The organism is Streptomyces sp. NPDC052910, from assembly GCF_055585605.1.
Genome location: NZ_JBVJJR010000006.1, coordinates 272,050 through 290,128, shown reverse-complemented (window position 1 = coordinate 290,128; position 18,079 = coordinate 272,050). Strand labels below are relative to the sequence as shown.

The following is an 18,079-nucleotide window of genomic DNA, read 5'->3' as shown; positions in this document are numbered from 1 at the left end:
CGTCCACGACGGCTGGGGGAGCGGTGACCGGATCCGGAAAGACACGTCGGGCGGCGGGGCTCGCGGCTTCGGTGCTGCTCCTGCTCTGCCCGTCCGCGGCGGAGCCCGCGGCGGCAGTGGAGGCCGCCCCGGCCGGGGACGTGCCGCGCGAACTCCACTGCGCCGGGCCGCCGGCCGCCTGCGCGGACGAGGCCGTCCGCGTACTCGGCCGGCTCCGTGACGGCCTCGGCTGCGACCACCGGGCGCCCTTCGCCGCCGTCTACACACGGCTGGAGGAGTCGCTGGCGAAGGCCGTCCGGGCGGGCGAATTCGCCGAACCGGACTGGGTGGGCGGCAGCCTCAACACCGGCTTCGTCAACCGCTACCTCGCCGCCTACCACGCGGACCGGGCCGGCCGCCCGGTGCCCGCCGCCTGGCGCGCCGCCTTCGACGCCGCCCGCTCCGGTGACCTCAACGCCGGCCAGGACGTGCTGCTCGGCGCGAACGCCCACATCCAGCGGGACATGCCGTACGTCCTGGCGGCACTCGGGCAGCGCACCCGCGACGGGGCGTCCCGCAAACCGGACTACGAACGCGTCCAGGCCGTCCTCGACCGCGCCTACCAGCCCGCCGTCGAGGACGTCGCCCGGCGCTACGACGCCCTCGTCGCCCTCGGCGACGCCCGCTGGAACCCGATCGCCCGGCACACCGCGCGCGAACTGTTCCACCTGTGGCGCGAGACCGCCTGGGAGCACGCCCGCCTGCTCGCCGCCGCCGACGGCCCCGCCGCCCGGCGGCGGGCCGCGGACGCCATCGAGGCGAACGCCGCCCACTGGGCGGCCCTGTTGAGCGTCCCGGGAACGCCGGGCTACCGCTCGGGCCGCGACGCCTACTGCCGGACGCACGCCGGGGCGCGGGGTGGTACGGGCGGCGGCGCGCGGATCGGTTCGGGCGGCGGGCGGTAACGGTCCGCCGTCGGCCGCCTGTTGTAAGTCGCCCGCCGTTGTAAGCAGCCGGCTGCCCGCTGCCCGCTGCCCGCCGCCTTCCGTCAGCCGCCCGACAGGGTGCGGCCGAGCAGCGGCAGCAGCCGGTCCCAGTGGCGCCGCAGCGCGGCGGCGTCGAAGGCCTCCGTGTCGGCCATGGTGAAGCCGTGGACGGTGCCGGGGTAGACCTCGATGTCGTGGACGGCCCCCGCGGCGTCCAGGGCCCGGCGGAGCTCGTCGGCGGCCTCGGGCGTCAAGTCGCCCTCGGCGCAGCCCATATGGACCTCCGCGGTGAGCGCGGAGACGCTCCGGTGCGCGCTGTCCGGCGCGTCGGTGACCAGGAAGGCGGGGTGGAACCCCGCCACGGCGGCCACCCGGCCGGGATGCGCCGCGGCGGTACGCAGCGCCAGCTCCGCGCCCCAGCAGTAGCCGATCACGCCGACCGGCCCGGCGGCCACTTCGGGCCGGCCGGTGAGGAACGCCAAGTAGGCCTCGGCGTCACGCAGGACGCGGTCGGGGGTCTGCGCGTCCATCAGCGGCCTCAGCCGTGCGAACAGCCGCGGCCGGTCCTCCTGCCGGATGCGCTCCGGCAGTTCGGTCACCGGCGCCGGTCCCTCCCGGTAGTAGAGGTGGGGGACGAGCACGTGGTAGCCGTGCCCGGCCAGCTCGCGGGCCAGCTCCCGGATCACGGGCCGCGGGCCGAAGGCGTCCGTGTACAGCAGCACCCCCGGGTGCCGCTCACCGTCGTCGGGACGGACGGCGAACGCGTCGGCCCGGCCGTCCGGGGTGGGAATGGTCAATGTCGTGGTGATGGTGGCGAGTCGTTCTTCCCCTGAGTTGTCGATCACCCGGGCATGGTAGGAGCCCTCCGGTGCGACGGTCCACCGCCGCCCCCTGCCCGTGGGCGCGCCAGACCGTTCCGTCCCGTGCCCTCACCGGCGGCCGTCCCCGGTGGTCGCCGCCCGCGCCGCGCGCACGAGGGCGTCCGTGACATCCTCCGGCAGGTCGAGGTGGTGGCTCAGCCAGGGCGCGTCGTGACCGCGGCGGGCGAGGATCCAGGCCGCGCAGAGCCGGTTCTCGGCGGTCGGGTCCGACGGCGGGAGGCCCGGGCGGAGGGCGTCCAGCGGGCAGCCGGCGCGGGTGGCGGCGTCGAACAGGGCGCCGTCCCGTACCGGGAGCCGCCGGTCGCGGTGGCCGGTCCTGAGGGGGCGGTGGCTCATGACGCCGGCCGCCAGGGCCACCGCGACGAGGGCGGCGCCCAGCGCGAAGGTGGCCGGCGGCCAGTCGGCCACCGGTGTCAGGCGGAGGGCCAGGGCCTCCGCCACCACGAGGGCGGCCACGGTGAGGGCGGCCGGGCCCTCGTGGCCGTGCGGGCGGGGAGCGCCCGCGGCGTTCCGGGCCGGTGTCCTGATCCTGATCACGATCTCGCCTCCTCCGCCGGCTGCGCCTTCCGACTCCGCGGCCTGCCTTTCGACCGCCTGCCTGTCGACGCCGTCCACGCTAGGCGGCGGCCCGCCCGCCGTCCCCCGGCCGGCCGGGGGACGGGAAGGGGGACGCGGCCGTCCCCCGGTGGGGGGATCGGTGCCACCGGCCGCCCCCCGTACTGCCCGCCCCGCGGCGGACCGCCCCGCCCAAGGCCGGAGCTCCTAAGGCCGGAGCCTGCCCCCAACCCGGTCAGATGACGGATGTTCCCGCAGCTCGCAGCACGTAGGGTCGGACACGTGCCGGTCGTTGAAACGGAGACCACCGGCACGTGTTCTGAGCACGCACGAAGCGGACCCCCACGGTCCGGAAAGGTGGAGTCATGACCGCGCCGCAGACCGGCCGACCGAAGACCGGCCAGGAATGGCACGGCGACCTGCTGGACCTGGACGCCTACCTGGAGCGGATCGGGTACGCGGGGGAGCGCCGGCCCACCCGCGAGGTGCTGCGGGCCCTGCACCGGGCGCACGTCACGTCGATCCCGTTCGAGAACCTCGACGTCATACTCGGGGTTCCGATCCTCCTGGACCTGGAGTCGGTGCAGGACAAGCTGGTGCGGCGGCGCCGCGGCGGCTACTGCTTCGAGCACGTCGTCCTGTTCGCGGCCGTCCTCGAAAGGCTCGGCTTCCGCTTCACCGGTCTGCGCGGCCGGGTCACGCTCGGCGCGGACAAGATCCTTCCCGCCACCCACGCCCTCCTCGCCGTGCGGGCCGAGGACGACGAGCGGACGTGGCTCTGCGATGTCGGGTTCGGGTCCGGCCCCCTGGAGCCGATCGAGCTGGCCGACGGCGTGGAAGCGGACTTCGAAGGCTGGCGGTTCCGGATGGAACGGCGCCCCGGCGACCGGGGGATCGACGACTGGTGGCTGCACGAGTACCGCTCCGACGGCTGGCTCGACCGCCACACCTTCACCCTGACCCCCCAGTACACCATCGACTACGTCGTCGCCAGCCACTACGTGTCCACCCACCCCCGCTCGCCGTTCGTCCGGCGCCCGATCGCCCAGCGGTTCGCCGCCGACCGGCAGCGCTCGCTCGACGCCGCCGCCGTGGTCACCGCCCGCCCGGACGGCTCGCGGACCGAACGCAAGCTGGAGGCGGACGAGTTCGGGGCGTGCCTCGCCGAAGAGTTCGGCATCAGCCTGCCCCCGGAGGACGTGGCGCGCCTGACCGCCCGGCTCGACACCGCCTGACCGGAGCCGTCCGCCGTTCAGGCCGGCGCGGTCAGGAAGTCGAGTACCACCGGGCTCGCCTACGCCCGGAACTCCTCGAAGTAGGCGTGGCGGCCGCCCGGCACGAGGTGCGTCCGGGCGCCCGGGATGCGGCCGGCGAGGAGACGGGCGTTGGCGGGGGGGTTGAAGCGGTCGTCGGTGCCGTGGATGACGAGCGTGGGCGCGGTGATGTCCGGCAGGACGTCCCAGGCGTCGTGCCGGGCGCCGGCCAGCCGGTGCCACCGCCGCGCGTGGCCCGGCATGCCCGGGTCCCCGAGGACCGCGTACGGGCCGGGGTGGGCGGCCCGCCAGGCGGGCGTGTACATCAGGTCGAGCAGTGTCCGTTCGACCGCCGCCGGGTCCGGACCGGCCAGGGCCGCGCGGACCGCCTCGTCGGCCGCCACGCCCCGGACGCCGGGGGACGTGCAGCCCAGGACCAGCCGGCGCACCCGCCGCGGGTGCCGGACGGCCAGCCACTGCGCGACCCGGCCGCCCATCGACGTCCCGTAGACGTCCGCCCGGTCGATGCCCAGGTCGTCGAGGACCGCCACGACGTCGTCGGCGAACAGCCCGGTGCCGTACGGACCTTGGGGCTTGTCGCTGTCGCCGGTGCCCCGGTGGTCGAGGGTGATCGTGGCGCGGGCGGGATGGAAGTCGGCGCGGACGGCGTCCCACCAGCGATGGGAGTTCGCCTGCCCGGCGAGCAGGACGAGCGGGGCCCCGGACCCGCGCGCCTGGTAGGCGATGCGGGTCCCGTCGGCGGCTGTGGCGTGCGGCATGGGGCCAGTCGATCACGTGCGCGCCGGTGGTCCCGCGCCGGGTCGGCGCCCGGCTTCACGTACCGCCCGGAAGCGGATCCTCCGGCCGGCGGAAGGCCGTGGCCCCGATCAGATGGTCGACCACGTCGGCGAGGCTGCGCCGGACCCGGAACGCGGCGCGCTGCCGGTCCGCGCCGTTGCCGTGCGCGCGCAGCCGCGCCCACCCGGCCCGGATCGCCGCCATGTCGTCGCGGCGCAGCACCTCGGGGCGGAGGCCGTCCAGGAAGCGCTCCACGAGCACGGCGGCGGGGGCGAGGCGCCCGGTGCGCAGATCGACGCCGGCGCCGGAGAGCCCGTCGCGCGCCGCCCGCCAGTAGGCGGCGCGCACCAGCTCGTCCGGGGGCCGGAACGCGGGCTTCCCGGCCTCGACGTCGGCCACGGCCGTGGCGACCGACGATCTGACGAGCGCCGCCAGCAGGACGGTGTCCTCGACGCCGGTGGCGGCGTCGGCCGCCCTGAACTCCAGGGTCGGCACATGGTGGGACGGCCTGATGTCCCAGTACAGCCCGGAACGGTCCAGGATCGCCCCGGTCGCGATGAGGCCCGCGACGAGGTCCTCGAAGTGGGCCCGGGAGGCGAGGAACGGCGGCGGGCCGGCGGCCGGCCAGCGGGCCCAGGCGATCGTGCGCCAGCCCGCGTAGCGGGTGTCGCGGCCTTGCCAGAAGGGGGAGTTGGCGGCGAGCGCGACCAGAACGGGCAGGTGGGCGCGCAGGTGGTTGGAGACGCGCAGGGCGAGATCCACATCGGGGATCCCGATGTGCACGTGGCAGGCGCAGACGGTCTGTTCGTCGTCCAGGGCCCCGAACTCCGCGACGCTCCGCGCGTAGCGCGCCCCCTCGCTGAACGGCGTCGGCGTCGGCTGCGCCAGTACGGGCGTACCGCTGGAGACGAGGGCGAGCCCGTGGCGCGCGGCCGCCCTGCCCACCGACCGCCGCAGCGCGTGCAGATCCTCGGCGAAGCGGGCCAGATCGCCGTGCGGCTCCGTGCGGACCTCGACCTGATAGCGCGTCAGTTCGTGGCCGACCCGCCCGCCGAGCTCCGCGGCGGCCTCGGCCACCACCTTCTCCGCGTCCGGCCGCAGCCGCCGGGACGCCGGGTCGACGAGCAGGTATTCCTCCTCGGCCCCCAGCGTCAGGCCGCCCACGCCCCGCCCGGCGTGCGGCCCGTCGCCGGCGGGATCCGACGCGCGGTGGTCTTCCCGAGGCCCCGCCCACCACCTGTTCCGGGTCATGTGGTCATTCTGTCACCCTTGGTGAGAGCCACCCCCGCGAGTGAGCCATGGTCGAACTCCGCTTGTCCTCGCCCCGCCACCCCCTTACCGGCCTGTCGGCACGGCCGCCGGGCTCGCCGGCGCGTCGTCCGGCCGGGGGACGGGCGCGTCCATGTACGGCCTGCCGTTCGGGACCGGAGCGACGCGGTGGTCCGCCGGGTCGGGATGGACCACGAGGACCGGGCAGCGCGCGTGCCGGAGGCAGTGGCGGCTCACCGAACCGTGCAGGGCGCGGTGGAGCGGCCCGTGGTCGCCGGTGCCCACGACGAGCAGGGCGCCGGGGTCGCGCGCCAGGGCCACCAGCGCGGGGCCGGGAGCGGCGCGTACGGTGCGCGGGCGCAGGACCGTCCCCGGCGGGGCCGGGCCGAACGCGGCCTCGCACGTCTCCCGCACCACCGTCGCCGCCGCCCGCTCCCAGTGGGCGCACACGTCCGCCGGGGCCGGGCTGACCGCGTCGGCCGCCTCGCCACCGGGTGGCGCCCACGCGTACACCGGGCAGAGGACCGCGCCGTGCCGGGCCGCCTCCCGGGCGCCCTGCCGCAGGGCCGCCACGCTGCCCGCCGAACCGTCCACGCCGACGACCACCCGCTCGACCGTGTCCGTCCTCATGCCCGTTCACTCCTTCCGTCCGTGTGGTGCTCCGTCGTCTCCCTTCCAGCCTGGCGGCCGGCCCGTCGCTCCGGCGTCCGCCGGCCGGGCGGCGGGCCGGGGGAGCCGGGGGTCCCCCGATCGGCGGCCCGGCGCGGGGCGGGCGCCCGGAGCGGCCGGAGGGCGGCGGCCCGCTTATGGTGGACGAAAGGGGCACTCCGGGCCCAGGCGCACTCCGGGCCCCACGGCCCGGACGGCGGCGACGCGAGCACGGAAATGGCGAGCCCATGGAGACCGATTCCGGTACGCAGGTGACGGTGGTGGTCGCCGACGACCACCCGGTCTACCGCGAGGGCATCACCCGCGGCCTCCAGCTCAGCGGCCGGATCTCGGTGGTCGCCGAGGTGGGCGACGGGCCGGCCGCCCTCGACGCCGTCCGCCGGCTGGAACCCCGGGTGGCCCTGGTCGACTACCGGCTCCCCGGGCTGGACGGCCTCGCCGTACTGCACGCGGTCGTCCGCGACCGGCTGCCGACCCGTGTCCTCCTGCTGTCCGCGACCACCGACGGCGCGGTCGTCTACCGCGCCGTCCAGGAGGGCGCCGCCGGCTATCTGGCGAAGGACGCCAAGCGCTCCGAGATCGTGGACGCCGTGCTGAAGGTCGCCCGCGGGAGACAGGTCGTCTCCGAGGACCTCTCGGACGGCCTGGTCGACCAGATCCGGCTGCACGCCGACCGCGACGAGACGGTCCTCTCCGACCGCGAACGGCAGGTGCTGCGGGGCTTCGCGGAAGGCAAGAGCATCCCGCGGCTCGCCGACGAGCTGTACCTGGGCGCCAGCACCGTCAAGACCCACACCCAGCGGCTCTACGAGAAGCTCGGGGTGTCCGACCGCGCCGCGGCCGTCGCCGAGGCGATGCGCCGGGGTCTGCTCGAATGACCGGCGCCCGCCCGCGCCGGGCCGCCGGGCCCGCGACCGGGAAGCGAGCGGACCGCTGGGCGGTCCTCGCGGTGCTGTGCGCCGGCCTGCTGCTGGTGGCGATGGACGCCACCATCCTCAACGTCGCCCTGCCGTCGCTCGTCGCCCATCTGCGGCCCGGCCCCCTCGAACAACTCTGGATCATCGACATCTACGGTCTGGTCCTCGGCGGCCTGCTGGTCACCAGCGGCGCGGTCGGCGACCGCTTCGGCCGCAAACGGCTGTTCCTGGCCGGCTTCGTCCTCTTCGGCCTCGCCTCGGTGGTCGCCGCCACGGCGGACAGCTCCTGGCAGCTCATCGCCGGACGGGTGCTGCTCGGCCTCGGCGGCGCCATGGTGATGCCGTCGACCCTGTCGCTGATCCGGGCGGTCTTCACCGACGACCGCGAACGGGCGCTGGCCATCGGCATCTGGGCGGCGGTGGCCGGCGCGGGCGCCTGTCTGGGCCCGCTCATCGGCGGGTTCCTCGTCGAGCGGTACGGCTGGTCGTCGGCGTTCTGGGTGAACATCCCCGTCGTCGTCGCCACCGTGGCGGCGGGCCTGCGGCTGCTCCCCGAGTACCGGGCGCCCCAGCACGGGCCGCTCGACCGGCTCGGCGCCCTGCTCTCGGTCGCCGGCGTCGTCGCCCTCGCCTGGGGCGTCAAGCACGTCGCCAAGGGCAGCCCGGCCCCCGCCGACGTGGGGATGCTGCTGCTGGGCGTGCTGCTGCTCGTCCTCTTCGCCCGGCGGCAGCTCGCCTCCCGCGATCCGCTGCTGGACGTACGGCTGTTCCGGAACGGCCCGTTCCTGGCCGCCGCGCTGACCACCCTGCTCGCCATGCTGGCCATCGGCGCCGCCCTGTTCCTGATCTCGCTGTGGCTTCAGTACGTCCACGGCTACTCGCCCGAGCAGGCCGGACTGCGCACCCTGCCGTCGGCCGTGGCCATGCTGGCCGGCTCGCTCGCATCACCCTGGATCATGCACCGCGCCGGCGTCCGGACGGTCCTGGCCGCCGGCCTCGGCGCGCTGGTCGCGGGCTTCCTGCTGCTCGCCCTGACCCCCGTGCCCAACGACTACCCCGTCGTGGCCGGGGTCCTGGCGCTGCTCGGCCTCGGCGACGGGCTGGCGATGACCGCGGCGGCCGCCGTGCTCGTCTCCGCCGTACCGCCGCACCGGGCCGGGCAGGCGGGCGCCGTCTCGGAGACCGCCTACGAGCTCGGCGTCGGCCTGGGCGTGGCGTTGCTGGGCAGCATCCACGGGGCCGTCTTCACCGGCCGGATGACCGGACTGCCGCTGCGCGGCGCCGACTTGGGCGAAGCCCGCGGGTCGGTCGGCGGCGCGGCCGACGTCGCCCGGCGCACCGGCGGGGAGACCGGCCGGCGGGTACTGGAGGCGGCGCGCGCCGCCTTCGACGACGCGCTGACGACCACCGCGTACGTCTCCGCCGCCGTGGTGGCCGCGGTCACCGTCCTGACCGTGTGGCTCGTACCGCGCGGGTTCAAGGTCACGGGTGGCCACTGAGCGGGGGCGGTCGCCGAGGCGCGGAGAGGACGGTCACCGAGGCGGGGAGAGGAGGGAGGAAGAATGGAGATCGAGCTGTTCTACGACTCCATGGGGGCGCGGCTGCGCGGCATCGGAACCGCCGAGATCACCTACCGCAAATGGAGCGGCCTGCCGACCGCGCTCGGCCGGTGGGACATCGAGTTCCAGCGGATGAGTGCCCTCATCCGCCGCATCGGCCCCACCGAGATCACCTACACCAAGTGGACCGGCCGGGCCACGTCCATCGGCGGCTGGGACCTGGAGTACGACCAACACAACAGCAGGCTCCGGCGCGTCGGCCCGTACGGCCTCGACTACGACAAACACGGCACCCGGGTGCGCACGGTGGGGCCGCTGGAGATCGCCTACGACAAGCTGGGCAGCCGCCCGCACGTGGTGTCCCTGACGGGGGAGACCGCCGGGGAGGGGGCCGCGGCGGGCGCTCTCCCCGACGACCTGCTGATGGTCCTGTTCCTGGTGCTGTTCTGGCGGACGCAGAGTCTGCGGGCCCGGAGCTGACCGGGGCCGCGGCCCGGCTCGCCGCTCAGCTTGCCGGCCGCGGTTCGGCCGGCAGCAGCGCCTTGCGCGGGACGGGTGACGACAGCACCACGGACGTCGTCGTCCGCCCGAACGCCGAGACGCGCTCCAGCACCTCCTCCAGATGCCCGGTGTCCACCACGGCCACCTTGAGGACCCAGCAGTCCTCACCGACGACGTGATGCGCCTCCAGCACCTCCGGGCGGTCGGTGAGCACGGTGACCGCCGGGTGGCGCAGGGTGTAGCCGGGGTAGGGGTTCACGCGGACGAACGCCTGGACGCCGTACCCCAGCCGGGCCGGCGACACCTCGGCCGTGTACCCGGTCACGACCCCGCCGCTCTCCAGCCGCCGGACCCGCTCGCCGACCGCGGCCGGGCTCAGCCGCACCCGGCGGCCCAGCTCGCTGAGGGTGATCCGGCCCTCGCTCTGGAGCAGGCCGATCAGCCGCCGGTCCACCGCGTCGAAAGCCACCGTCGAATCGTTGGCCACTGCCCGCGGATACCGAGTTTCTTTCGGCAGGACGGCCGGATCTCCCATGACTCCCCCTTCAGGAAACGATCAGTCACCGTAACACTGGTCGGCGTCGGAAAAACGGGCGGGGAATCCGCCCCGGAACGGGGGGAATCAAGGCCATGCCACGCGACGGTGTGCCACGGGACGTCTGCGTCATCGGCGGGAATCGCTACTTCGGAAAACGGCTGATTTCCCGGCTGCTCGACGCGGGCGCGTCGGTCACCGTCGTCAACCGCGGCTCCGCGGCGCCCCCGCCCGGCGCCGCGCACCTCATCGCCGACCGCGACGACGAGACGGCCCTGCGGGCGGCCCTCGGCGACCGGACCTTCGACGTCGTCCTCGACCAGGTCTGCTACACGCCCGTCCAGGCAGCCCTCGCCCGCCGGGTGTTCGCCGGCCGCACCCGGCGCTATGTGATGACCTCGACGATCGAGGTGTACGACCAGGTGGCCGGGGCCGACGGCCCGCTGCCCGAATCCGCCTTCGACGCCGCCTCCTGGCCGGTGGATTACGCTCCCACCGAACCGTGGAGCTACAGGGAGGGCAAGCGCCAGGCCGAGGCCGTGTTCGCGGCCGACCCCGCCTTCCCGACCGTCGCCGTGCGCACCGCCCATGTCCTGGGCGGCTCCGACGACTTCACCGGACGGCTCGCCCACTACGCCGACCGCGTCCGGGCGGGCGCCCTGATCGCCGTCCCGCCCCGCACCCACCCGTCGACCTTCGTGCACGTCGACGAAATAGCGGACTTCCTTTTCCGGACGGCCGGAGCGGAATTCACCGGCCCGGTGAACGCCTGCTCGCACGGGCTCGTCGACGTCGCCGAGCTGTGCCGCCTGTTCGCCGCACGCATTCCCGGCGGACGCGTGGTGCTGGAAACCGCCCCCGAGGGCCCGTACTCGCCGTTCGCCTTCGACCGCCTTTACGCCATGGACAACTCCCGGGCGACCGGCCTGGGTTTCACCTTCCGTGACGCCGCTGCATGGCTGCCGGACGCCATCACCGCCACACTCCAGGAGAGCAACTGACATGCGATACCGCACACTCGGCGACCTCCGCGTCAGCGCCGTCGGCTACGGAGCCATGCCGCTCTCCATCGAGGGCCACCCCGACGAGGCCCGTGCCGTCGCCACCGTCCACGCCGCGCTCGACGCCGGCATCACCCTCATCGACACGGCCGACTCCTACCACGCCCCCCACGCCGCGCCCGGCCACAACGAACTGCTCATCGCCCGCGCCCTCGCCACGTACGGCGGCGACCGCGACGACGTCCTGGTCGCCACCAAGGGCGGCCGGGGCCGCACCCCGGACGGCGACTGGACGGTCGACGGCGACCCGCGCCGGCTGAAGCGCGTCTGCGAGGAGTCGCTGCGCCGCCTGGGCACCGAGGCGATCGGCCTCTACCAGCTCCACAAGCCCGACCCGGACGTCCCGTTCGCCGACTCCGTCGGCGCCCTCCGCGACCTCCTCGACGCGGGCACCATCCGCCTCGCCGGCCTCTCCAACGTCGACACGGAACAGATCCGACTGGCCCACGAGATCCTCGGCGACCGGCTCGTCTCCGTACAGAACCGCTACTCGCCCGCCGTCCGCGACAGCGCGCCCGAACTGCGGCTCTGCGCCGAACTGGGCCTCGCCTTCCTGCCCTGGAGCCCCCTCGGCGGCATCTCGCGCAGCTCCCTCGACGGCACCTCCGGCATGGCCGCCGACGACACCCTCACCGCCTTCCACACCATCGCCGCCGAGCGCGGCACCAGCCCCCAACAGGTCTGCCTCGCCTGGCTGCTCGCCGCCTCCCCGACGGTGATCCCCATCCCCGGCGGCAGCCGCCCGCGGAGCGTCCGCGACTCGGCGGCGGCGGCCGACCTCGTCCTGACCGGGGAGGAGCTCGCCCGACTGGGGCCGCATGGGGTGTGACCGCCCGCGGCGAAGAAGAGGCGGGCCCTGCCCCGGCTCACGCCGGTGCCGGGCCGGTGCCGTCGTACGGGAACCGGCCCGCGGAACGGCGACGGCCGCCCCGGGCGGCGCAGCCGGGGCGCGCCGGTGCCGGGGCAGGCAGGCCCCGCCTGGGTGCCCGTACTCGCTCGCCGTCGGCCGGAGCGGAGTCGCGCACCGGGCCGGATCACGGGTGCCGGCCGCACCTCACCGGCCGCACGGGGGCGAGGGCCGCTTCGGGACCTTGTCCCGCAGGATCCGCGCGCCGTCCGCCGGGCAGGCGTGGAAGGGTGCCCGCGCGGTTCCGGGCGCCCGGGGGCGCCACGCCCGGGAGCCCCGTGCCCGGGGGCGCCACGCCCGCCCCCCGCCGCGTCAGCGGCGCAGATCCTCCCACGTCACCACCGGGCTCCCGGCCCGCAGGCCGTAGTCCAGGGCCGGGTTCCGTACGGGCCACTTCAGGCGCAGCCAGCCGGGGACGGTGGCGAGGATGCCGTCGTCCCCCGCCAGGTGCCAGAACGTGTTGGAGTCCCGCCGGGCGAAGTAGGGGCAGAACAGGGAGACCACCAGGGTGACGCGGCGCCCCCGCGTCACGGGGGTCACCGCGTGGAAGACGCGGCTGCCGTGCAGGAAGAGCGTCGCGCCGCGCGCCCGGCAGTCCGCCTCGCGCAGACGCGGGTCGTCGGCGGTCACGTCGTCGAACTCGCCGGTACGGCCCTGGAAGTAGGTGAACCGGCCGCCCTCGTAGTCGGCGCCGTCGCTGAGCTGGAGGGTGAAGACGTAGTCCATGCCGTCCCGGTGCCACCGCACGATCTCCGGACGGCCGCTGCCCTCGAAGTAGTTGATCTGCGCTGTCGGGAGGCGCAGCGGATGGGGGATCAGCGGGACGCCGGCGATGCGGGAGCAGGTGAGCAGGAAGCCGCGGTCACGGATCATGTTGTGGAGGAACGGCGACACGAGGTCGGCGCCGCGCAGCCGGCGGGTGGCGATGAACCGGCTGGTACCGGCGGCCGGTTCCAGCTTGTCGCAGACCTCGGCGAGCCGGTCCAGCCCCTCCGCGGTGAGGAGGCGGAACGGTCCGACGAGCGCGGTGTCGTCCACCGTGTTCCCGTGGCGCCCGAGTTCACGGCTCGCGTAGCCGAACTCCTGGAGCGAGACACGGGGGCCGTCCGCGTCCGTGTCGACGAAGTCGCCGTGCCAGCGCGGCTCCCCGGGCAGCCCCGGCGGCCGGCGCGGCCGGCGGGCGCGGACCGCGTGGAAGAACTGGTCGACGCCCGTCGCCGTCCGGGGAAGGTTGAGGACGCCGTCCTCGCCGTGCCTCGTCCGGACCATCGCCATGAGTCATCCCTCCCGACGGACAGCGCCTCCGGCGCGTCGCCGGCCCGTCGACGCGGGACGCCCGCCCCGGCGGGCCGGGAGCCGGCCGCGGCCAGTATCCACCGACCGGGGACCCGCCGGGCAAGGACGCGATCGCGCCAGCCGTGCTCACCGGTGGGCCGCGCCCTCGGGAGTCCCTTCCGCCGCCACCTGCCCCGCGACCCACCGGGCCTGCCGGACCACCGTCCGCAGGTGGTTGGCGAACGGAATGCGGACGTACGTGCCGACCCCGGCCACCCGGACGCGCTCGGGCGGCGCGCCCACGGCCCGGCGTACCCGGAGGTCCGCCTCGAGAGGACCGGGAGCGGTGCCGCCGGGGGAGAGGAGGAGCTCGGTGCCGTCCGCCCGCCAGGAGAGTTCCGGCGGATCGAAGCCGGTCGCGTTGACGACGTGGTCGTAGACCTCGGGCGGGGAGCCCGGCGCGGACACCCGCCACACGCCGTCCGCGAACGCGACGGACTCCGGGTAGGAGGGAGCCACGCGCAGCGCGCCCGTCGAGCAGTGCTCCAGCAGCCGGCGGGCGTTGACCAGCGTGAGCGCGGTCAGGTAGCGGCCGACGAACCAGTCGAAGCGCCGCATCAAAGCCCGGGTGCGGTCGGCCGGCAGGCCGTCGGCGAAGGCGGTCAGCGCCTCGATCACGGCAACCGCCACCCCCGGCCAGTGGCACACTCCGGCCTCGGCCAGCGCCGTCTCCTCCGCCAGGCGCCGGACCGGGTCGGCGGCCCGGGAGGTCTGGGCGCGCGACGGGCGGTCGCCGAGCAGCCGGACGGCCTCCACCACGCAGCGCGTCATCCGCCGCTCCAGCAGCGGGTCGTCGGGGTCCAGCCGGGCCATGCGCTCCAGCGGCGGGAACTCCCGCGGCGGCGCGTGCAAGGAGACCCGTACCGCCGGGAGGGTGCCGGACGGCGAGGTCAGCGTCGTGCGGTGGCCGTCCCGGCACAGCAGCAGCGCCGCGTCCACCGCGGACTGCCGCGAGCCGAGCACCAGGACGCGGCGCCCGGTGCCGAGCGCGGCGCGGAGCCGGGCGGACGGGTAGGGGCTGTCCAGATAGCGGGGGTGGCCGGTGAACGCGGCGAACCCCCGGGGCACGCGCGGCCGGTGCACGCCCGTAGCCAGGATCACGTCGTCCGCCGCGAGTTCCGATCCGTCGGCCAGCCGCAGCCGCGGTGTGCCGGGCGTGAGAACCGATCTCACGGCGCAAGGAATGTGACGGACGGTCATACCCGCACTCTCGGCGGACGCCCGGGCGCGCTCCCAGCGGTCCGCGCAGTACGCGGCCATGGCGGCGCGCGGTACGCAGGTGTCAGGGGCGCCCGTCCAGCCGCGGGCACGCAGATGGCCGACGAAGTCGTCCGGCCGGTCCGGGAACAGGGAGTTGACGTTCGCGGCACTGTTGCACATCAGCAACGGGTCCTCGTCACCGAAGGCCAGTCCCCAGCCGGGCGGCGACGGGTCGATCACCAGGATCGTGCCGACGGGCCGGCCGTCCCGGCGGGCGGCGGCCTCCACCAGGTGCGCGAACACGCTCGTCCCGGCCGTCCCGGCGCCCACGACCGCCACCGTCCGGCCGTCGCCACCTCGTACCACGTCCGTACCCGCTTTCCCCGACGTCCCCCCTCCGCACCCGACCCTCCCCGCATTACGCCCAGAGCATGCGGGGGTTCCGCCGGGCAGGCCCCCGGGGCAGGGTCATGACCATGAGACTGCTGATACTCGGAGGAACGGAATTCGTGGGCCGCGCCCTGACGGACGACGCCCTGGCCCGCGGCTGGGAGGTGACGGTCTTCCACCGGGGCCGGCATCCGGCGCCGCCCGGCGTGACGGTGCTCCACGGCGACCGGCGGGCGGACGGCGGACTGGCCGCGCTCGCCCATGGGGAGTGGGACCTGGTCGCCGACACCTGGTCGGGCGCGCCCTCGGCGGTCCGCGACACCGCCCGGCTGCTGGCGGGCCGGGCGGCGGGGTACGCCTACGTCTCCAGCCGCTCCGTCCACCCGCATCCCTGCCCGGCCGGGCTCGCGGAGGACGGCCCGCTGGTGGACGGCTCGCCGGACGCCGGGGAGGTCCCCTACCCGGAGGCCAAGCGCGGCGGGGAACTGGCGGCGTGCGACGCCTTCGGCGACCGGGCGCTGCTGGTCAGGGCCGGGCTGGTGCTCGGGCCGGGCGAGAACATCGGCCGGCTGCCCTGGTGGCTGCTGCGCGTGGCGCGCGGCGGCCGGGTCCTGGCCCCGGGCCCCTACGCGTCACCGATCCAGTACATCGACGCCCGTGACCTGGCGGCCTGGACCCTGGACGCCGCCGCGCGCGGCCTCGGCGGCCCCTACAACCTCGTCAGCCCGCCCGGCCACACCACCATGGGCGAACTCCTGGACACCTGCGTCCGCGTCACCGGTTCCGACGCCGAGCTGTGCTGGACGGACCCCGGGCCGATCCTCGCGGCCGGGGTCGCTCCCTGGACGGACCTGCCCATCTGGCTGCCGCCGGGCGAGGATCACACCACCCTCTTCGCGGCGGGCGTCGACAAGGCCCTGGCCACCGGGCTGCGCTGCCGGCCCGTGGCCGAGACGGTCGCCGACACCTGGGCCTGGCTGGAGTCGCTGGGCGGCCGGCCGCCGCTGCGTCCGGACCGCGATCCGGTCGGTCTGGACCCGGAGACGGAGGAGAAGCTGCTGGCGCGACCCGGAGACTGAGGAGAAGCTGCTGGCGCGGTGAGACAGGGTCGGCGTATGCTCGGATCCGAGTAATCGGTTCCGAGCACCATCCGTCATCGGAAACACGGAGTGAGATGCCCGACGGAAAACCCGCAAACCCCCTGGCCCTCGCCGTACTGGGCCTCCTCCTGGAACGGCCGACGCACCCGCACGCGATGGCCGCCGCCCTGCGCGAACGCCGACTGGACTCGGCCTTCAAGCTCACCACCGGTTCCCTCTACGACACCGTCCGGGCCCTGGCCCGCGACGGCTGGATCGAGGCGGACGGCACGGAACAGGTGGGCGGGCGCCCCGCGCGCACCGTCTACCGCCACACACCCGAGGGGCGAGCCCGGTTCACCGCCTGGCTCGACGAACTCATCCGCGAACCCGCCCGCGAATTCCCCAAGTTCATCTCCGCCCTGACCTATCTCGGCGCCCTCGGACCGCGGCGCGCCGCGGAGGCCCTGCGCGAACGGGCGATGACCCTGGAGTCCCGCCTGGCGGCCGGCGAGCGCGCGTACCGGGCGGCGCGGGAGGACCACGGGGTGCCCCGGCTGTTCGTCATCGAGGCCGAGTACGCCCGCGCGATGGCCGAGGCGGAGCTGCGGTGGGTACGCGCCACCGCCGAGGAGATCGAGCGCGGCGCGCTGCCGTGGCCCGGGGAGGCCGGACGTGCCTGACGCGCACCCCGACGTCCTGATCGCCGGCGCCGGCCCCGCCGGGCTCATGCTGGCCTGCGAACTCGGCCTGGCCGGCGTCCACACCACCGTCCTCGAACGGCACCCCGTCCCGCCCGGTTTCTGCCGCGGCTTCAACCTCAACGCCCGCAGCCTCGACCTGCTCGACCGGCGCGGCCTCGCCGGCCGCTTCCTCGCCGAGGGCCCGACGCTGCCGGCCACGGCGTTCGTCGGCACCGCCACCCTCGACCTGTCCGCCATGCGCACCCGCCACCCCTACGTCCTGGGCATAGCCCAGACCCGGGTGGAGGAACTGCTGGCCGAACGGGCGGAAGAGCTGGGCGTGCGCATCCTCCGCGGGCACCGACTCACCGGATTCCGCGCGGACGCCGAGGGGATCACCGCGGACGTCACGGCACCGGACGGGCCGCACCGGGTGCGCTGCCGGTGGCTCGCCGGCTGCGACGGCGGGCGCAGCACCGTCCGGAAGGCGGCCGGCATCGCCTTCCCCGGGACCCCCTCCCGCCGCTTCACCCTGCTCGGGGACGTCGTCCTGGCCGATCCCGCGGCGCTGCCCTTCGGCCCGACGGCCGGCCCCGGCGGTGCCGTCTTCACCATCCCGCGCCCCGGCTACGTCCGCCTGGTGACCGCCGACCCGGACCCGCCGGAGGACCGCGACGAACCGGTGACGCGCGCTCGCTTCCAGCAGGCACTGGACCGGGTACTGGGCCGGCACGTGGAGATCGCCGAGGTGCGGTGGCTCACCCGATTCGGTGACGCCGCCCGGCTGGCCGAACGCCTCTACACAGGCCGGGTGTTGCTCGTCGGTGACGCCGCCCACATCCACCCGCCGGCCGGGGCGGTCGGCGTCAACGCGGCGATCGACGACGCCATGAACCTCGGCTGGAAACTCGGCCTCGTCGCCCGCGGCCGGGCCCCCGAGCGCCTGCTGGAGAGCTACCACACCGAACGCCACGCGGCCGGCACCCGACTGCTGCGCGACACCCGCGCCCAGGCGCTGGTCGCCGCCGAGGGCGAGCGGCTGGCACCGCTGCGCGACCTCCTCGCCGAGCTGGCCACCTCGGAGGAGACCGCCGGCTTCCTCGCCGAGACCGTCACCGGCGTCGGCACCCGCTATCCGGTCCACGAGCCGTGCGGCCACCCCTGGGAGGGCCGGACGCTCCCCGACGTTCCGCCGGCCGGCGGCGGCCTCCTGCCTCCCTCGGCCCGGAACGGCGGGGGAGTGCTGCTGCTGGACGACGCCACGGCACCGCCCGCCGTCCGCGAGGCCGCCACGCCGTGGGCCGACCGGGTCGCGGTCACCACCGTCGCCTCCGGCCGGCTGCCGGACACCTGGGCGGTGCTGGTGCGCCCGGACGGCCATGTCGGCTGGGTGGCCCCGCCGGGGAAGCCGGGCGTGGCGGCGGCGGACACGGCCGCGGCGGCGGTCCGCGCCGCGCTGGACCGGTGGTTCGGCCCGCCGGCGACCCTCCCGGTCACCCACTGAACGAGCCGCCCCGCGGGC

At 75.6% G+C, this 18,079-nt stretch carries 18 protein-coding genes; 10 read left to right on the top strand and 8 right to left on the bottom strand.

Annotated features, from left to right (window positions below):
• Positions 1 to 23 precede the first annotated feature (23 nt).
• The gene (locus tag ACZ6X9_RS23090) at positions 24 to 944 is read left to right on the top strand and encodes a DUF5995 family protein (protein WP_469779883.1); all 921 of its coding nucleotides are present in this window, start codon (positions 24 to 26) and stop codon (positions 942 to 944) included.
• An 83-nt stretch (positions 945 to 1,027) separates the two neighbouring features.
• On the opposite strand, the gene ACZ6X9_RS23085 is transcribed toward ACZ6X9_RS23090, so the two are convergent.
• Together ACZ6X9_RS23085 and ACZ6X9_RS23080 are read right to left on the bottom strand one after the other, a co-directional pair.
• Positions 1,028 to 1,810 (bottom strand): dienelactone hydrolase family protein, encoded by a 783-nt coding sequence (locus ACZ6X9_RS23085; protein WP_469779882.1) that lies wholly within the window; start codon positions 1,808 to 1,810, stop codon positions 1,028 to 1,030.
• Positions 1,811 to 1,894: 84 nt separating this feature from the next.
• Complete coding sequence (locus tag ACZ6X9_RS23080; RefSeq protein WP_469779881.1) at positions 1,895 to 2,383, bottom strand: hypothetical protein; 489 nt, start codon at positions 2,381 to 2,383, stop codon at positions 1,895 to 1,897.
• A 383-nt stretch (positions 2,384 to 2,766) separates the two neighbouring features.
• On the opposite strand from ACZ6X9_RS23080, the gene ACZ6X9_RS23075 reads away from it, so the two are divergent.
• A complete protein-coding gene (locus ACZ6X9_RS23075; protein WP_469779880.1) occupies positions 2,767 to 3,636 on the top strand; it encodes an arylamine N-acetyltransferase family protein in 870 nt (289 codons plus the stop codon).
• A gap of 59 nt (positions 3,637 to 3,695) precedes the next feature.
• Here ACZ6X9_RS23075 and ACZ6X9_RS23070 read toward each other — a convergent pair whose 3' ends face one another.
• The 3 genes from ACZ6X9_RS23070 to ACZ6X9_RS23060 all read right to left on the bottom strand — a co-directional run bounded on the left by ACZ6X9_RS23070 (position 3,696) and on the right by ACZ6X9_RS23060 (position 6,351).
• A complete protein-coding gene (locus ACZ6X9_RS23070; protein ID WP_469779879.1) occupies positions 3,696 to 4,433 on the bottom strand; it encodes an alpha/beta fold hydrolase in 738 nt (245 codons plus the stop codon).
• A 55-nt stretch (positions 4,434 to 4,488) separates the two neighbouring features.
• The gene (locus tag ACZ6X9_RS23065) at positions 4,489 to 5,703 is read right to left on the bottom strand and encodes a carboxylate-amine ligase (protein ID WP_469779878.1); all 1,215 of its coding nucleotides are present in this window, start codon (positions 5,701 to 5,703) and stop codon (positions 4,489 to 4,491) included.
• An 84-nt stretch (positions 5,704 to 5,787) separates the two neighbouring features.
• Positions 5,788 to 6,351 (bottom strand): universal stress protein, encoded by a 564-nt coding sequence (locus ACZ6X9_RS23060; protein ID WP_469779877.1) that lies wholly within the window; start codon positions 6,349 to 6,351, stop codon positions 5,788 to 5,790.
• 266 nt (positions 6,352 to 6,617) lie between these two features.
• Here ACZ6X9_RS23060 and ACZ6X9_RS23055 point away from each other — a divergent pair, with 266 nt between their 5' ends.
• The 3 genes from ACZ6X9_RS23055 to ACZ6X9_RS23045 all read left to right on the top strand — a co-directional run bounded on the left by ACZ6X9_RS23055 (position 6,618) and on the right by ACZ6X9_RS23045 (position 9,346).
• Positions 6,618 to 7,268: a response regulator gene (locus tag ACZ6X9_RS23055; RefSeq protein WP_469779876.1), complete on the top strand. Its 651-nt coding sequence runs from the start codon at positions 6,618 to 6,620 to the stop codon at positions 7,266 to 7,268.
• Positions 7,265 to 8,806, top strand: a complete 1,542-nt coding sequence (locus ACZ6X9_RS23050) for an MFS transporter (RefSeq protein WP_469779875.1) — start codon at positions 7,265 to 7,267, stop codon at positions 8,804 to 8,806. The genes ACZ6X9_RS23055 and ACZ6X9_RS23050 overlap by 4 nt, the downstream gene beginning before the upstream one ends.
• A 63-nt stretch (positions 8,807 to 8,869) precedes the next feature.
• Positions 8,870 to 9,346: a hypothetical protein gene (locus tag ACZ6X9_RS23045; protein WP_469779874.1), complete on the top strand. Its 477-nt coding sequence runs from the start codon at positions 8,870 to 8,872 to the stop codon at positions 9,344 to 9,346.
• 25 nt (positions 9,347 to 9,371) lie between these two features.
• Here ACZ6X9_RS23045 and ACZ6X9_RS23040 read toward each other — a convergent pair whose 3' ends face one another.
• Positions 9,372 to 9,836 (bottom strand): Lrp/AsnC family transcriptional regulator, encoded by a 465-nt coding sequence (locus tag ACZ6X9_RS23040; RefSeq protein ID WP_469779873.1) that lies wholly within the window; start codon positions 9,834 to 9,836, stop codon positions 9,372 to 9,374.
• 161 nt (positions 9,837 to 9,997) lie between these two features.
• Between ACZ6X9_RS23040 and ACZ6X9_RS23035 the strand changes: the two genes are divergently transcribed.
• The gene (locus ACZ6X9_RS23035; RefSeq protein WP_469779872.1) at positions 9,998 to 10,903 is read left to right on the top strand and encodes an NAD-dependent epimerase/dehydratase family protein; all 906 of its coding nucleotides are present in this window, start codon (positions 9,998 to 10,000) and stop codon (positions 10,901 to 10,903) included.
• A gap of 1 nt (position 10,904) precedes the next feature.
• Positions 10,905 to 11,792 (top strand): aldo/keto reductase, encoded by an 888-nt coding sequence (locus tag ACZ6X9_RS23030; RefSeq protein ID WP_469779871.1) that lies wholly within the window; start codon positions 10,905 to 10,907, stop codon positions 11,790 to 11,792.
• 390 nt (positions 11,793 to 12,182) lie between these two features.
• On the opposite strand, the gene ACZ6X9_RS23025 is transcribed toward ACZ6X9_RS23030, so the two are convergent.
• A complete protein-coding gene (locus ACZ6X9_RS23025; protein WP_469779870.1) occupies positions 12,183 to 13,145 on the bottom strand; it encodes a hypothetical protein in 963 nt (320 codons plus the stop codon).
• 147 nt (positions 13,146 to 13,292) lie between these two features.
• On the bottom strand, positions 13,293 to 14,771 hold the full coding sequence (locus ACZ6X9_RS23020; RefSeq protein ID WP_469779869.1) for an FAD/NAD(P)-binding protein: 1,479 nt from the start codon (positions 14,769 to 14,771) through the stop codon (positions 13,293 to 13,295).
• A gap of 110 nt (positions 14,772 to 14,881) precedes the next feature.
• On the opposite strand from ACZ6X9_RS23020, the gene ACZ6X9_RS23015 reads away from it, so the two are divergent.
• The 3 genes from ACZ6X9_RS23015 (at position 14,882) to ACZ6X9_RS23005 (ending at position 18,061) form a co-directional block, all read left to right on the top strand.
• Positions 14,882 to 15,874 carry an NAD-dependent epimerase/dehydratase family protein gene (locus ACZ6X9_RS23015; protein WP_469779868.1) on the top strand — a complete coding sequence of 331 codons (993 nt, stop codon included), beginning with the start codon at positions 14,882 to 14,884 and terminating at the stop codon, positions 15,872 to 15,874.
• 95 nt (positions 15,875 to 15,969) lie between these two features.
• A complete protein-coding gene (locus tag ACZ6X9_RS23010; RefSeq protein ID WP_469779867.1) occupies positions 15,970 to 16,557 on the top strand; it encodes a PadR family transcriptional regulator in 588 nt (195 codons plus the stop codon).
• The gene (locus ACZ6X9_RS23005; RefSeq protein ID WP_469779866.1) at positions 16,550 to 18,061 is read left to right on the top strand and encodes an FAD-dependent monooxygenase; all 1,512 of its coding nucleotides are present in this window, start codon (positions 16,550 to 16,552) and stop codon (positions 18,059 to 18,061) included. Before ACZ6X9_RS23010 ends, ACZ6X9_RS23005 begins: the two co-directional genes overlap by 8 nt.
• The last annotated feature ends 18 nt before the right edge of the window (positions 18,062 to 18,079 follow it).